Source organism: Azohydromonas lata NBRC 102462, assembly GCF_001571085.1.
GTDB lineage: Bacteria > Pseudomonadota > Gammaproteobacteria > Burkholderiales > Burkholderiaceae_C > Azohydromonas > Azohydromonas lata.
The window spans coordinates 86,276-100,353 of record NZ_BCTC01000001.1 but is presented as its reverse complement, the minus strand read 5'-3'; the positions used below and the strand labels follow the sequence as shown (position 1 = coordinate 100,353).

At 69.4% G+C, this 14,078-nt stretch carries 12 protein-coding genes and 1 pseudogene; 9 read left to right on the top strand and 4 right to left on the bottom strand.

What is annotated here, in order from left to right:
• Positions 1-6 precede the first annotated feature (6 nt).
• Both gatA and gatC read right to left on the bottom strand, forming a co-directional pair.
• A complete protein-coding gene (gatA, locus tag ALA01S_RS00470) occupies positions 7-1,497 on the bottom strand; it encodes an Asp-tRNA(Asn)/Glu-tRNA(Gln) amidotransferase subunit GatA (RefSeq protein WP_066330584.1) in 1,491 nt (496 codons plus the stop codon).
• The gene (gene gatC / locus ALA01S_RS00465; RefSeq protein ID WP_066330583.1) at positions 1,494-1,793 is read right to left on the bottom strand and encodes an Asp-tRNA(Asn)/Glu-tRNA(Gln) amidotransferase subunit GatC; all 300 of its coding nucleotides are present in this window, start codon (positions 1,791-1,793) and stop codon (positions 1,494-1,496) included. The genes gatA and gatC overlap by 4 nt, the downstream gene beginning before the upstream one ends.
• 388 nt (positions 1,794-2,181) lie before the next feature.
• Here gatC and ALA01S_RS00460 point away from each other — a divergent pair, with 388 nt between their 5' ends.
• The 5 genes from ALA01S_RS00460 to rodA all read left to right on the top strand — a co-directional run bounded on the left by ALA01S_RS00460 (position 2,182) and on the right by rodA (position 8,047).
• On the top strand, positions 2,182-3,225 hold the full coding sequence (locus ALA01S_RS00460; protein WP_066330582.1) for a rod shape-determining protein: 1,044 nt from the start codon (positions 2,182-2,184) through the stop codon (positions 3,223-3,225).
• Between the two features lie 57 nt (positions 3,226-3,282).
• Positions 3,283-4,191 (top strand): rod shape-determining protein MreC, encoded by a 909-nt coding sequence (gene mreC / locus ALA01S_RS00455; protein ID WP_066330581.1) that lies wholly within the window; start codon positions 3,283-3,285, stop codon positions 4,189-4,191.
• Positions 4,188-4,709 carry a rod shape-determining protein MreD gene (gene mreD, locus ALA01S_RS00450; RefSeq protein WP_066330579.1) on the top strand — a complete coding sequence of 174 codons (522 nt, stop codon included), beginning with the start codon at positions 4,188-4,190 and terminating at the stop codon, positions 4,707-4,709. Before mreC ends, mreD begins: the two co-directional genes overlap by 4 nt.
• 162 nt (positions 4,710-4,871) lie before the next feature.
• A complete protein-coding gene (gene mrdA, locus ALA01S_RS00445; protein ID WP_066330577.1) occupies positions 4,872-6,893 on the top strand; it encodes a penicillin-binding protein 2 in 2,022 nt (673 codons plus the stop codon).
• Entirely contained in the window at positions 6,890-8,047 is a 1,158-nt protein-coding gene (rodA, locus tag ALA01S_RS00440) for a rod shape-determining protein RodA (protein ID WP_066330576.1), read from the top strand. The genes mrdA and rodA overlap by 4 nt, the downstream gene beginning before the upstream one ends.
• A gap of 131 nt (positions 8,048-8,178) precedes the next feature.
• Here the strand turns inward: rodA and ALA01S_RS00435 are convergent, their stop codons facing one another.
• Both ALA01S_RS00435 and ALA01S_RS00430 read right to left on the bottom strand, forming a co-directional pair.
• Entirely contained in the window at positions 8,179-9,723 is a 1,545-nt protein-coding gene (locus ALA01S_RS00435) for a sensor histidine kinase (protein ID WP_066330574.1), read from the bottom strand.
• Between the two features lie 76 nt (positions 9,724-9,799).
• The gene (locus ALA01S_RS00430) at positions 9,800-10,471 is read right to left on the bottom strand and encodes a response regulator (RefSeq protein WP_066330573.1); all 672 of its coding nucleotides are present in this window, start codon (positions 10,469-10,471) and stop codon (positions 9,800-9,802) included.
• A gap of 174 nt (positions 10,472-10,645) precedes the next feature.
• On the opposite strand from ALA01S_RS00430, the gene recA reads away from it, so the two are divergent.
• From recA to sucC, 4 genes and pseudogenes are all read left to right on the top strand, one after another.
• Positions 10,646-11,713 carry a recombinase RecA gene (recA, locus tag ALA01S_RS00425; RefSeq protein WP_066330571.1) on the top strand — a complete coding sequence of 356 codons (1,068 nt, stop codon included), beginning with the start codon at positions 10,646-10,648 and terminating at the stop codon, positions 11,711-11,713.
• A 29-nt stretch (positions 11,714-11,742) separates the two neighbouring features.
• Positions 11,743-11,850, top strand: a pseudogene (locus ALA01S_RS34560) (recombination regulator RecX); the annotation flags it as partial.
• Positions 11,851-11,877: 27 nt separating this feature from the next.
• The gene (locus tag ALA01S_RS00420; RefSeq protein WP_238455649.1) at positions 11,878-12,510 is read left to right on the top strand and encodes a regulatory protein RecX; all 633 of its coding nucleotides are present in this window, start codon (positions 11,878-11,880) and stop codon (positions 12,508-12,510) included.
• Between the two features lie 390 nt (positions 12,511-12,900).
• Positions 12,901-14,061, top strand: a complete 1,161-nt coding sequence (gene sucC, locus ALA01S_RS00415; RefSeq protein WP_066330569.1) for an ADP-forming succinate--CoA ligase subunit beta — start codon at positions 12,901-12,903, stop codon at positions 14,059-14,061.
• Positions 14,062-14,078: the final 17 nt, after the last annotated feature.

The window sequence follows — 14,078 nt, the reverse complement described above, 5'->3', positions numbered from 1 at the left end:
CGGGGATCAGAAGCCGGCGGGCGCGCGCAGGTGGTGGTCGGTGGCCTGCTGGAAGGCGTGGGCCGTGTGCAGCAGTTGGCCTTCGGCGAAGTAGTTGCCGATGAGCTGCAGGCCCACGGGCATGCCGCCCTCGCCAAAGCCGGCCGGCACGCTCATGCCGGGCAGGCCCGCGAGGCTGGCGGGCAGGGTGAAGATGTCGGCGAGGTAGGCCGCCACGGGATCGTCACCCTTGTCACCCAAGCGCCATGCGACGCTGGGAGCCACCGGCCCGGCGATGACGTCGCAGTCGTTGAAACACTGCTGGAAGTCGTCGGCGATCATGCGGCGCAGCTTCTGCGCCTGCAGGTAGTAGGCGTCGTAGTAGCCGTGCGAGAGCACGTAGGTGCCGATCATGATGCGGCGCTTGACCTCGGCGCCGAAGCCCTGGGCGCGCGTCTTCTTGTACATGTCCACCAGGTCGCCGTAGCTCTGGGCGCGCTGGCCGTAGCGCACGCCGTCGTAGCGCTGCAGGTTGGAGCTGGCCTCGGCCGGGGCAATGATGTAGTAGACGGGGATGGAGAGCTCCGTGCGCGGCAAGCTCACCTCCACCAGCGTCGCGCCCAGCTTCTCCAGCTCGGCCAGGGCGCCGCGCACGGCGCCGTTGACGTCGGCCGCCAGCGCCGCGGGGAAGAATTCTTTGGGCAGGCCCACGCGCAGGCCTTGCAGCGGTTTACCCGGCGTGGCGCCTTCGCGGGCGGCCAACATCTGCGCGTGGTAGTCCTCGGCGGGGCGGTCGGCGCTGGTAGCGTCGCGCTCGTCGAAGCCGGTCATGGCCGACAGCAGCAGGGCGCAGTCCTCGGCGGAGCGGGCCATGGGGCCGGCCTGGTCCAGGCTGGAGGCGAAGGCGATCATCCCGTAGCGCGAGCAGCGGCCATAGGTGGGCTTGATGCCGGTGATGCCGCTGAAGCTCGCGGGCTGGCGGATGGAGCCGCCGGTGTCGGTGCCGGTGGCCGCGGGCAGCAGCCGCGCCGCCACCGCCGCCGCCGAGCCGCCGGAGCTGCCGCCGGGCACGCGCGAGCGGTCCCAGGGGTTGAGCACCGCGCCCCAGGCCGAGTTCTCGTTGGCCGAGCCCATGGCGAACTCGTCGCAGTTGAGTTTTCCAAGGCTCACCATGCCCGCGGCCGACAGCTTGGCCACCACGGTCGCGTCGAAGGGGCTCTGGTAGCCCTTGAGCATCTTGGAGCCCGCGGTGGTCGGCGCCGCGGCGGTCACGAAGATGTCCTTGTGCGCGATGGGCACGCCGGTGAGCGCCGAGGCGTTGCCGGCGGCGCGGCGCGCGTCGGCGGCCTGCGCGGCGGCCAGGGCGCCTTCGGCGTCCACGTGGACGAAAGCGCCGAGCTGTTGGTGGTCCGCAACCCGTGCAAGCAGGTGTTGCGTGAGCTCGGTGCTGGAAATGTCCTTGGCGGACAAGGCGCGCGACAATTCGGCCACGCCCAGCGCGTGCGGTTGCTGCTTCATTCGATCACCTGGGGCACGAGGAAGAGGCCGTCCTCGACGGCCGGGGCGCTGCGCTGGTTGAGCTCGCGCTGGTCGGTTTCGCTCACGCGGTCCTCGCGCAGGCGCAACTGCACTTCCGCCAGCGCTGACAAGGGCGTGTACAGCGGCTCCACGCCGCTGGTGTCCACCGCGCGCATCTGCTCGACGATGGTGAAGAAACCGTTGAGCTGCTGGAGCATCGCGGCCTGTTCGTCGGCCTGCAGTTCGAGGCGGGCGAGGTGGGCGATGCGGCTCACGTCCGAGGGGCTGAGGGCCATGGCAATAGTGCTCGGGTTCAGGCGATTGCAGGGTCGCCGAAAGGCGGCGATCCAGGGGGATCGGGTATTATCGCCCGTTACCCAGAACCCACCGGGGCGGAGCGCATGCAGGCGTTTTCCGGGGCGCGCGAAGCAGTTGAAACGCCCCCGAGAGCCTTCACAAACGCGAGCCGCGCCGGCGGGTTTTTTGTGCAGGAACCTTTTTCAGCTGGCGCAGGCAAGGCGGCTCTTATCAGCCCCCTGCGTCGCGGCTACGAGCCGCACTCAACCCCGCAGCTTCGATGACGAATTCCGGCGTTCGACCCCCGCCGCGGCTTGGCGCTTTCCCAGCCTGAGGCGCATGCGCCCTCCGCGCGCGATCGAACCCCGCTGACGCTGATCCCCCACCATGTTTGAAACCTTCCGGCGCTACTTCTCGACCGACCTGGCCATCGACCTCGGGACCGCCAACACCCTGATCTACGTCCGCGACAAGGGCATCGTGCTCGACGAGCCCTCCGTGGTCGCCATCCGCCACGAGGGCGGGCCCAACGGCAAGAAGACCATCCAGGCCGTGGGCGCCGAGGCCAAGGCCATGCTGGGCAAGGTGCCCGGCAACATCGACGCCATACGGCCCATGAAGGACGGCGTGATCGCCGACTTCACCGTCACCGAGCAGATGCTCAAGCAGTTCATCAAGATGGTGCATCCGCGCTCGGTGCTCAAGCCCAGCCCGCGCATCATCATCTGCGTGCCCTGCGGCTCCACCCAGGTCGAGCGCCGCGCCATCCGCGAGTCCGCGCTGGGCGCGGGCGCGTCCGAGGTCTACCTGATCGAGGAACCCATGGCTGCCGCCATCGGCGCCGGGCTGCCGGTGTCCGAGGCTTCCGGCTCCATGGTGGTGGACATCGGCGGCGGCACGACCGAGGTCGGCGTCATCTCCCTGGGCGGCATGGTCTACAAGGGCAGCGTGCGCGTGGGCGGCGACAAGTTCGACGAAGCCATCATCAACTACATCCGCCGCAACTACGGCATGTTGATCGGCGAGCCCACGGCCGAGTCCATCAAGAAGAACATCGGCTCGGCCTTCCCCGGCTCCGAGGTCAAGGAGATCGAGGTCAAGGGCCGCAACCTGAGCGAAGGCGTGCCGCGCAGCTTCACCATCAGCTCCAACGAGATCCTGGAAGCGCTCACCGACCCGCTCAACAACATCGTCTCCAGCGTCAAGAACGCGCTGGAGCAGACCCCGCCGGAGCTGGGCGCCGACATCGCCGAGCGCGGCATGATGCTCACCGGCGGCGGCGCGCTGCTGCGCGACCTGGACCGGCTGCTGGCCGAGGAAACCGGCCTGCCCGTGCTGGTCGCCGAAGACCCGCTGACCTGCGTCGTCCGCGGCTGCGGCATGGCGCTGGAGCGCATGGAGCGCCTGGGCAGCATCTTCACGTCCGAATAAGGCGACGCGCGCCGCGCACCGCGCCTGAGAGCAGCCCCGACTTCCGCCGCACGCGCCATGGCCCTGGGCACCCTGGACCGGACCCCGCCGCCCTTCTTCAGGCAAGGTCCGTCGGCGCTGACCAAGCTGCTGCTTTTTGCGGCACTGGCGCTGTTCCTGATGGTGGCCGACGCCCGCTTCGCGCTGGTGCAGCAGGCCCGCGCCGTGCTGGCCACGCTGCTGCTGCCCGTGGAGCGCACGCTGGCCGTGCCGGTGGGGCTGGTGGAGGAGGGCTACGTCTACGTGCAGGGGCTCAAGGTGGCGCGCGCCGCCGAGGAGGCCGCGCTCAAGCGCCTGGCCACGCAGTCGCTGCAGGCCGCGCGCGTGCAGCAGCTGGAGTCCGAAAACGCCAAGCTGCGCGCGCTGCTGGAGCTGCGCCCGTCCATCACGGCACGCTCGCAGGCCGCCGAGGTGCTGTGGGAGGCAAGCGATCCCTACACGCGCAAGGTCATCATCGACCGCGGCGCCAAGCAGGGCGTCGCGCTGGGCGCGCCGGTGGTGGACGAGCACGGCGTGCTGGGCCAAGTGACGCGGCTGTACCCGCTGTCGGCCGAAGTCACGCTGCTGTCGGACAAGGACGCCGCCATTCCCGTGCTCAACGGCCGCACGCAGCAGCGCGGCGCGGCCTTCGGCGGCGTCAACAACGCGCTGGAGCTGCGCTTCATGGCCGCCAACGCCGACGTGCAGCCGGGCGACCCCATCCTCACCTCCGGGCTGGACGGCGTGTACCCGCCGGGCCTGGCCGTGGCCACGGTGGAGCGCATCGACCGCCAGGCCGAGGGCGGCTTCGCCCGCGTGAGCCTCAAGACCGCGGCCAAGATGGACGACGTGCACCACCTGCTGGTGCTGGAGCCCATCAGCCGCCAGTTGCCCCCGCGGCCCGACCCCAAGCAGGACGCACTGGCCGCCAGCGGGGGGCCGCGATGATCATGCCCCGCGGCTCGGACCAGCTCCTGCTGCCGGCCAACCCCATCTTCATCTGGTTCGCGCTGCTGGCGGCGCTGGCCATCAACCTGCTGCCGCTGGGCCGCCAGCCCGCCATGCCGGACCTGCTGGCGCTGGTGCTGGTGTTCTGGAACGTGCACCAGCCCCGGCGCATCGGCGTGGGCGTGGCCTTCATGGGCGGGCTGGTGATGGACGTGCACCACGGCGCGCTGCTGGGCCAGCACGCGCTGGCGTATTCGCTGCTGTCCTACTTCGCCATCACCGTGCACCGGCGGCTGCGCTGGTTCAGCGTGCTGGAGCAGGCGCTGCAGATCGCACCGCTGTTCCTGGGCGCGCACCTGGTGTCGCTGGTCATACGCATGATCGCCGGCGACATGTTCCCGGGCTGGAGCCTGCTGCTGGCGCCTCTCTTCGAGACGCTGCTGTGGCCGCTGGCCGCCTGGCTGCTGCTGGCGCCGCAGCGCCGCGCGCCCGACCCGGACGAGAACCGGCCGCTGTAAGCCGCGCCGGCCCTCCAGTCCACCAAGGATTCACGCCGCGCGCCCGGCCGCCCGCCATGCAGCACCGCCCGCCACGCCAAAATCCCCGCGCCTGCACGGCGGCGGCGACTCGCGCAAAGTGCGCGCCCTCCCACCCCGGCAGCGCCACTGCCCCTTGCCAGCGTGACTGAACTTCGCAACGTCGAGCGCGAACTGCACCGCTTCCGCAGCCGTGTACTGGCGGCGGCGGCCTTCGTCCTGCTGGGCTTCGGCCTGGTGGGCGCCCGGCTCTTCTACCTGCAGGTGCTGCAGCACGACGCGCTGTCCGCGCGCGCCGAGGCCAATCGCATCGCCGTGCTGCCCTCCGTGCCCAACCGCGGCCTGATCGTGGACCGCAACGGTGTGATCCTGGCCACCAACTACTCGGCCTACACGCTGGAGATCACGCCCTCCAAGGTCGAGCAGCCGCTGGAGCGCGTCATCGAACAGCTCGGCGAGCTGGTGGAAGTCACCCCGCGCGACCGCCGCCGCTTCAAGCGGCTGCAGGAAGAAAGCAAGAACTTCGACTCGCTGCCCATACGCAACCGGCTCACGGACGCCGAGGTGGCGCGCTTCACGGCGCAGCGCTTCCGCTTCCCCGGCGTGGAGGTGAAGGCGCGCCTCTTCCGCCAGTACCCGCTGGGCGAGACCGGCAGCCACCTCATCGGCTACATGGGCCGCATCAACCAGGCCGAGAAGAAGGCCATGGAGGATTGGGACGAGGACCTGCAGGCCAACTACCGCGGCACCGACTACATCGGCAAGCTGGGCGTGGAGCAGAGCTACGAGACCATGCTCCACGGCACCACGGGCTTCGAGGAGGTGGAGACCAGCGCCGGCGGCCGCGCCGTGCGCCGGCTGCGCACCCACCCGCCCACGCCGGGCAACACGGTGGTGCTGTCGGTGGACATCAAGCTGCAGGCCATGGTGGAGGAGCTCTTCGGCGACCGCCGCGGCGCGCTGGTGGCCATGGACCCGCGCACGGGCGAGGTGCTGGCCTTCGTCAGCAAGCCCACCTTCGACCCCAACCTGTTCGTGGACGGCATCGACGTGGAGAACTGGCGCGAGCTCAACGAGTCCATCGACAAGCCGCTGCTCAACCGCGCGCTGCGCGGCACCTACCCGCCGGGCTCCACCTTCAAGCCCTTCATGGCCATCGCGGCGCTGACCACGGGCAAGCGCAACGCCGGCCAGATCATTTACGACAACGGCAGCTTCCAGTTCGGCAACCACACCTTCCGCAGCCACGGCGACCACGGACTGGGCCCGGTGGACATGCACCGCTCCATCGTCATGTCCAGCAACGTCTACTACTACTCGCTGGCCAACGAGATGGGGGTGGACCTGATGCACGACCAGCTGGAGCCCTTCGGCTTCGGCCGGCGCACGGGCATAGACATCCAGGGCGAATCCACCGGCCTGCTGCCCAGCACCGAGTGGAAGCGCCGTGCGTACAAACGGCCGGAGCAGCAGAAGTGGTTCGCCGGCGAAACCATCTCGCTGGGCATTGGCCAGGGCTACAACAACTTCACCATGCTGCAGATCGCCACGGCCATGTCCACGCTGCTGTCCGGCGGCGAGCGCAACAAGCCGCACCTGGTGCACGAGGTGCAGGACGTGGTGACCCACGCCAAGCGCGAGGTGCACCCCGAGCCGCTGCCGCCGCTGGGCCTGAAGCCGGAGCACGTGGAAATCATCAAGCGCGCCATGTACGGCGTGACGCAGGAAGGCACCTCCACCAAGGTCTTCGCCGGCGCCCCGTACAAGAGCGGCGGCAAGACCGGCACGGCGCAGGCCGTGACCATCCGCCAGAACGAGCGGTACAACGCCGGGCGGCTGGCCGAGCACCAGCGCGACCACTCGCTGTACCTGGCCTTCGCGCCGCTGGAGGCGCCCACCATCGCGCTGGCGGTGATCGTAGAGAACGCGGGCTTCGGCGCCGCGGCGGCCGCGCCCATCGCGCGGCGCGTCTTCGACTACTGGCTGCTGGGCAACTACCCCAGCGAGGCCGACGTGGCCGCCACGCGCCGCGGCGAGAGCGTGGCCCCCATAGGCACACCGCGCCGCGTGGAGGACGTGCCCCTGCCCGGCACCGCCGACCTGGCCGCCGGCTTCTCCGTGCCGCAAAGCGTGGCGCAGGGCGCGGCGGCGGAGGTGAAGCGATGAGCGCTGCAATTCTGGAGAAACCCACCCTGTGGCAGCGGCTGCGGCCGGTGCTCTCGGGGTTCGACCTGCTGCTCATGTTGGGCGTGCTGGCGCTGGCCGCGGGCGGCCTGGTGACCATGTACTCCGCCGGCTACGACCACGGCACGCGCTTCGTGGACCATGGCCGCAACATGCTGTTGGGCGTGGCCATCCTGTTCCTGGTGGCGCAGGTGCCGCCGCAGCGGCTGATGCAGTTGGCCGTGCCGCTGTACGGCCTGGGCGTGGCGCTGCTGGTGGCCACGCTGCTGTTCGGCATCACCAAGAAGGGCGCCACGCGCTGGCTCAACGTGGGCGTGGTGATCCAGCCCAGCGAGATCCTGAAGATCGCCACGCCGCTGATGGTGGCGTGGTGGTTCCACCGCCGCGAGGGGCAGGCGCGGCGCAGCGACTTCTTCATCGCCTTCGGCCTGGTGCTGCTGCCCTTCGCGCTGGTGGCCAAGCAGCCGGACCTGGGCACGGCGCTGCTGATCTTCTCGTCCGGCCTGTACGTGATCTTCTTCGCCGGGCTGCCCTGGCGGCTGATCCTGCCGGTGTTCATCGCCGGCGCCATAGGCATTGGGGCGCTCATCGCCAGCGAGGACCAGATCTGCCAGCCCGGCGTGGACTGGCCGCTGCTGCACGACTACCAGCAGCACCGCATCTGCACGCTGCTGGACCCGAGCAAGGATCCGCTGGGCAAGGGGTTCCACACCATCCAGGGCATGATCGCCATCGGCTCCGGCGGCATGAGCGGCAAGGGCTTCATGAAGGGCACGCAGACGCACCTGGAGTTCATTCCCGAGCGCACCACGGACTTCGTCTTCGCCGCCTTCTCCGAGGAGTTCGGCCTGGCCGGCACGCTGAGCCTGCTGCTGGGCTTCACCTTCCTGATCGTGCGCGGCCTGCTGATCGCGGCGGAGGCGCCGACAACGTTCGCGCGCTTCCTGGCCGGCGCCATCTCCATGAGCTTCTTCACCTACGCCTTCGTGAACATGGGCATGGTCAGCGGCATCCTGCCCGTGGTGGGCGTGCCGCTGCCCTTCATCAGCTACGGCGGCACGGCCATGGTCACGCTTGGGCTGAGCCTGGGGATGCTGATGTCGATCGCGCGCAGCCGGCGGCTGATGCAGTCTTGAGCGGCGGGCGGGCCGGTGCGCCGGCTTGCGATCGTTCAGTTTTTTGTACTTGAGGCCCCCATTGAATGGGCCTCGTCGTTCAGATTTCTGAACGACGAGGCCGTGGGGCGCGCCGCAGCCTGCGCCTCACCTCATCCCGCCGCCCCCGCATCCGGCCGCGGCTCGCCGGGCGCGGGCAGGGCGGGCAGGGCGTCGTCCGGTGTTGCCTCCTGCGGCGGCAATTTGAAACGCACGCTCACGCGCGTGCCGGGCATGGCGTGGGTGGCGCGGTCGTAGGTGTCGTCCAGGGTGATCTCGGCGTTGTGGCGCTGCGCGATCTCGCGAACGATGGCCAGGCCCAGGCCGCTGCCGTCCACGTTGGTGCCCAGCGCGCGGTAGAAGGGCTGGAACACCAGCTCCCGCTCCGCCGGGGCGATGCCGGGGCCGGAGTCCTCCACCTGCAACAGCAGCACGGGCTGCTCGGGGCCGGAGGCCGGATCCAGGCATACGCGCACCGTCACCGTGCCGTCCGCGGGCGTGTACTGCAGCGCGTTGTCCACCAGGTTGCGCACCAGCTCGCCCACCAGCACGGGCTGGCCGGCGAGCGGCGGCAGCGACTCGCCCTCGTCCGGGCCCTCGTAGCCCAGGTCTATGCGCTTGTCCATGGCCTTGGGCACGAGGTCGTGCACGGCCTCGGTGGCCAGCCGCGCCAGGTCGAAGGACTGCACGCGGCGCGACTGCTCGTCGTCCTCGGCGCGGGCCATGGACAGCAACTGGTTGACCATGTGCGCCGCGCGCTGGCTGGACAGGGCGATCTGCTGCAGCGAGCGCTTCACGGCCTGCGGCTCGCTACCGGCGTCGATTTCGCGCTGGGCCAGCTCGGCCTGCATGCGCAGCCCGGCCAGCGGCGTCTTGAGCTGGTGCGCGGCGTCGGCCAGGAAGTGCTTTTGCGACTTCATGGACGTGTCCAGCCGCTGCAGCAGGTCGTTGATGGCGCGCACCAGCGGCGTGACCTCCTCGGGGGCGTCGCGCTCGTCGATGGGGCTCAGGTCCTGGCTCTCGCGCTGGCGGATGCGGCGCTGCAGGTCGTTCAGGGGCGCCAGGCCGCGCGCCAGGGCCAGCCACACCAGCAGCACCGCCACGGGCAGGATCACGAACTGCGGCAGGATCACGCCCTTGATGATCTCGGTGGCCAGACGGGAGCGGCGGTCCAGCGTCTCGGCCACCTGCACCAGGGGCGGCTCCTCGTCCAGGGCCAGCGGCATGGCCAGGCGCACGGAGGCCACGCGCACGGGCTCGTCCTGCATCTGGTCGTCGCGGAAACGCAGCTCGCCCGCGGGCGCCGGGTCGCCGTTGGGCGGGGGCAGCTCGCGGTCGCCGGCCACCAGCTCGCCGTGCGTGCCCAGCACCTGGAAGTAGAACTGGCCCGTGTCGTCGGCGCGCAGCGTGTCGCCCAGCGTCTCCACGATGCGCTCGGGCGCCAGCACCGCGCGCCCGGCCTCGCTTTCCACCACCACGCGCCGCGCCAGGGTGCGGGCCATCTCGCCCAGGTCGCGGTCGTAGGGGCGGTGGGCGATGCCCTGCGCCACCAGGTAGGTGATGCTCACGCTCATGGGCCACAGCAGCAGCAGCGGCGCGAGCATCCAGTCCAGGATCTCGCCGAAGAGGGAGCGTTGTTCGCGGGAGGAGGAAAACATCGTCGCGGGCGCCGCAGTCAGGTTGGGCGCCGCGACGGCGGCGCGGCGGCGCGGGAAGCCGGTGGTGGGCTGGGGATCAGCCGGAGATCTTTTCCAGGCAGTAGCCCAGGCCGCGCACGGTGGCGATGCGGATGGGGCCCTGCTCGATCTTCTTGCGCAGGCGGTGGATGTAGACCTCGATGGCGTTGTTGCTCACCTCTTCGCCCCATTCGCACAGGCGCTCGACGAGCTGGTCCTTGCTCACCAGGCGCCCGGCGCGCTGCAGCAGCACCTCCAGCAGCGAGAGCTCGCGGGCGGAGAGGTCGATCATCTGGTCGTTGATGTAGGCCACGCGGCCCGTGGCGTCGAAGGACAGCGGCCCGTGCTTGATGACGTTGGAGGCCGTGCCCAGGCCGCGGCGCGTGAGGGCGCGCACGCGCGCCTCCAGCTCGGCCAGCGCGAAGGGCTTGGCCATGTAGTCGTCCGCGCCCAGATCCAGCCCCTTGACGCGCTGCTCAATGCCGTCGGCAGCCGTCAGAATGAGCACCGGTACCGCGGAGCCGCGCGCACGCAGCTTGCGCAGCACCTCGAAGCCGTGGAGCTTGGGCAGGCCCAGGTCCAGGATGAGCAGGTCGAACTCGTGGGAGGACAGCGCGGCGTCGGCCTCGGTCCCGCTGCTGACTTGGTCCACCGCGTAGCCGCTGTTGCGCAGCGAGCGCAGCAGGCCGTCAGCCAGCACCTGGTCGTCTTCGGCAATCAGGATGCGCATCGCCGGGTCTCCTTGATATTCATGGCGCGAGAAGCACTACCGCCCTTGCATCGGACGGCGCAAGCTCCATTTTAGGGAGTCGGCGCCGTCCGTCCCCACAACGCAATGCCCCTTCACCACTGTATAGACATACAGTTCTGAGATAAAATCATGGCCACGAAATCGGAGAAAGCAATGGACGCACCTGTGAAGGCACTCAACACCGAAAAAGCCAAGGCCCTGCAGGCGGCGCTGGCCCAGATCGAAAAGCAGTTCGGCAAGGGCTCGATCATGCGGTTGGGCGAGGGCGAGGCGATCGAGGACATCCAGGTCGTCTCCACCGGCTCGCTGGGCCTGGACATCGCGCTGGGGGTGGGCGGTCTGCCGCGTGGCCGCGTGATTGAGATCTACGGCCCGGAATCGTCGGGCAAGACGACGCTGACGCTGCAGGTCATCGCCGAGATGCAGAAGCAAAACGGCGTGTGCGCCTTCATCGACGCCGAGCATGCGCTGGACGTGCAGTACGCGCAGAAGCTGGGCGTGAATCCGCACGAGCTGCTCATCAGCCAGCCCGATACCGGCGAGCAGGCGCTGGAAATCACCGACGCGCTGGTGCGGTCGGGTTCGGTGGACCTCATCGTCATCGACTCGGTAGCCGCGCTCACGCCCAAGGCTGAAATCGAAGGCGAGATGGGCGACTCCCTGCCCGGCCTGCAGGCCCGCCTGATGAGCCAGGCGCTGCGCAAGCTCACCGCCACGATCAAGAAGACCAACTGCATGGTCATCTTCATCAACCAGATCCGCATGAAGATCGGCGTGATGTTCGGCAACCCCGAAACCACCACCGGCGGCAATGCGCTCAAGTTCTACGCCTCGGTGCGCCTGGACATCCGCCGCATCGGCAGCATCAAGAAGGGCGAGGAGGTCATCGGCAACGAGACCAAGGTCAAGGTGGTGAAGAACAAGGTCAGCCCGCCGTTCAAGACGGCCGAGTTCGACATCCTCTACGGCGAGGGCATCAGCCGCGAGGGCGAGATCATCGACATGGGCGTGGCCGCCAAGATCGTGGACAAGTCCGGCGCCTGGTACGCCTACCAGGGCGAGAAGATCGGCCAGGGCAAGGACAACGCCCGCGAATTCCTGCGCGAGAACACCGACGTGGCGCTGGAAATCGAGAACAAGGTGCGCGAAGCCATGGGCATCCCGCTGCTGCCGGTGCCTGCCGCCGGTGCTGACGGCGCCAAGGCCGCCGCTGCCGAGTAAATGCCCACAGCTGGGCCGCGGGTGGCGGCATGAAGCAGTCGCTGTCGCTCAAGGCCCGCGCGCTGGCCATGCTGGCGCGGCGCGAGCACAGCCGCAGCGAGCTGCGCCGCAAGCTGCTGCCCCATGCCCGCGCCGCGGCGCTGGAAAAAGCCGCCGGGGCGGCCGTGACGCCCCGCAACCCTGACGATTTGCACCGCTTGCCCGGCCCGGCGCCTGCCCGGCCGGGCATTTTTTCGTCCAGGAACGCTGCCGGGGCGCCGCCGAAAGCCGGCCCGCGCCGCGGCGGCTGGGACTCGCGCGGCGCTCGCGCGGGGCAGGGCGGCGGTGTGGCGGACGGGTCGAACGAGGCGGACAGCGCCTGGGCCGCCGGCCGCGCCCCGGACCGGGCCGACGACTTCGACGTGCCCGCGCCGCCGCCCGCCCAGCCTGCCGTGGACACCGCCGCCGCGTGGGCCGAGGCCGACAGCGACCTCGACGTGCTGCTGGACTGGCTGCAGGCCCACCGCTATTTGTCGGAGGAGCGCTTCGTGGAGTCGCGCGTGCATGCGCGCGCCGGGCGCTTCGGCAACCTGCGCATACGCCAGGAGCTGGCGCAGCACGGCGTGGCCTTGGGCGAGGAGGCGGCGCAGCAGTTGCGCGATACCGAGCTGGAACGCTGCCGCGACGTGTGGGCGCGCAAGTTCGGCGGTGAGCCGCCGGCCGACGCCGCGGCGCGCGCGCGGCAGATGCGCTTCCTGGCCGCGCGCGGCTTCAGCACCGACGTCATTCGCCGCGTGCTGCAGGCCAGGGACGACTGAGGCCGGCACGGCCGCCAAGGCTTGATCCGGCACAAGCTGGCGGTCAAGCCCGCGTAAGTTTTTGCGCAGGAAGCGCGTGCTACATTGCGCGCCGTTTGCCACGCCCAAAGGCCCAGGAATCCCGTAGTTGTGGGATCCATTGCCGCAGTTCCATGGCCTCTATGCCAGCTGTCCTTCTGCGAAACGCGACTGCCATCCGCCCAAAGCGCGGCGTGGCGGGCGCATTGCGTGGCGATGGCATCGGTGGCGGCCACGGCGCTGCAGCCTTGCGCGGCAGGCGTTCACTACGTGTTCTCCACGCGGGATCGGCCCATCAGAGGCGCCCAAAATCCCGGCCGGCCGGCTGACAAGGCCCGCGCCGACCCAATCCACCCCCAGAGTCACAGCCCCATGAAGATCCACGAATACCAAGGCAAGGAATTGCTGCGCCAGTTCGGCGTGCCGGTGCCGCGCGGCTACCCGGCCTTCACCGTCCAGGAGGCGGTGGAAGCCGCTCAGAAGCTCGGCGGCAACGTCTGGGTGGTGAAGGCGCAGATCCACGCCGGTGGTCGCGGCAAGGGCGGCGGCGTCAAGCTCGGCCGCTCCATTGACGACGTCAAGGCGCTGGCCGGCGAAATCCTGGGCATGCAGCTCAAGACGCACCAGACCGGCCCGGAAGGCCAGAAGGTCCGCCGCCTGCTGATCGAGGAAGGCGCCGACATCAAGAAGGAATACTACGTCGCCGCGCTGACCGACCGCGCCACGCAGAAGGTCGCGATGATGGCCAGCTCCGAAGGCGGCATGGACATCGAGGAAGTGGCCCACGCCACCCCCGAGAAGATCCTCAAGGTGTTCGTGGAGCCCGCCGCCGGCCTGACCGACGAGCAGGCCCTGTTCCTGGCCCAAGGCATCGGCGTTCCCGAAGCCAGCCAGGCGCAAGCGGTGGAAGTGCTCAAGGGCCTGTATCGCTGCTACATGGAAACCGACGCCTCGCTGGCCGAGATCAACCCGCTGATCCTGGAAGGCAACGGCAACATCAAGGCCCTGGACGCGAAGTTCAACTTCGACGCCAACGCCCTGTTCCGCCACCCCGAGATCGTCGCCTACCGCGACCTCGACGAAGAGGACCCGGCTGAAGTCGAGGCCTCCAAGTTCGACCTGGCCTACATCAGCCTGGACGGCAACATCGGTTGCCTGGTCAACGGCGCCGGCCTGGCCATGGCCACCATGGACACCATCAAGCTCTTCGGCGGCGAGCCGGCGAACTTCCTGGACGTCGGCGGCGGCGCCACGGCCGAGAAGGTCACCGAGGCCTTCAAGATCATGCTGAAGAACCCGGAAGTCAAAGGCATCCTGGTCAACATCTTCGGCGGCATCATGCGCTGCGACACCATCGCCGAAGGCGTGATCGCCGCTTGCAAGGCGGTGAACCTGTCCGTGCCGCTGGTCGTGCGCATGAAGGGCACCAACGAGGACCTGGGCAAGAAGATGCTGGCCGACTCCGGCCTGCCCATCATCTCGGCCGACACGATGGCCGAGGCCGCCACCAAGATCGTGGCCGCGGTGAAGTGATCCGCGCTGTCCTGCAC

Coding starts and splice junctions, on each gene's coding strand:
- gatA (WP_066330584.1), bottom strand. CDS start 1,497: ATGAAGCAGCAACCGCACGCGCTGGGCGTGGCCGAATTGTCGCGCGCC.
- gatC (WP_066330583.1), bottom strand. CDS start 1,793: ATGGCCCTCAGCCCCTCGGACGTGAGCCGCATCGCCCACCTCGCCCGC.
- ALA01S_RS00460 (WP_066330582.1), top strand. CDS start 2,182: ATGTTTGAAACCTTCCGGCGCTACTTCTCGACCGACCTGGCCATCGAC.
- mreC (WP_066330581.1), top strand. CDS start 3,283: ATGGCCCTGGGCACCCTGGACCGGACCCCGCCGCCCTTCTTCAGGCAA.
- mreD (WP_066330579.1), top strand. CDS start 4,188: ATGATCATGCCCCGCGGCTCGGACCAGCTCCTGCTGCCGGCCAACCCC.
- rodA (WP_066330576.1), top strand. CDS start 6,890: ATGAGCGCTGCAATTCTGGAGAAACCCACCCTGTGGCAGCGGCTGCGG.
- ALA01S_RS00435 (WP_066330574.1), bottom strand. CDS start 9,723: ATGTTTTCCTCCTCCCGCGAACAACGCTCCCTCTTCGGCGAGATCCTG.
- ALA01S_RS00430 (WP_066330573.1), bottom strand. CDS start 10,471: ATGCGCATCCTGATTGCCGAAGACGACCAGGTGCTGGCTGACGGCCTG.
- recA (WP_066330571.1), top strand. CDS start 10,646: ATGGACGCACCTGTGAAGGCACTCAACACCGAAAAAGCCAAGGCCCTG.
- sucC (WP_066330569.1), top strand. CDS start 12,901: ATGAAGATCCACGAATACCAAGGCAAGGAATTGCTGCGCCAGTTCGGC.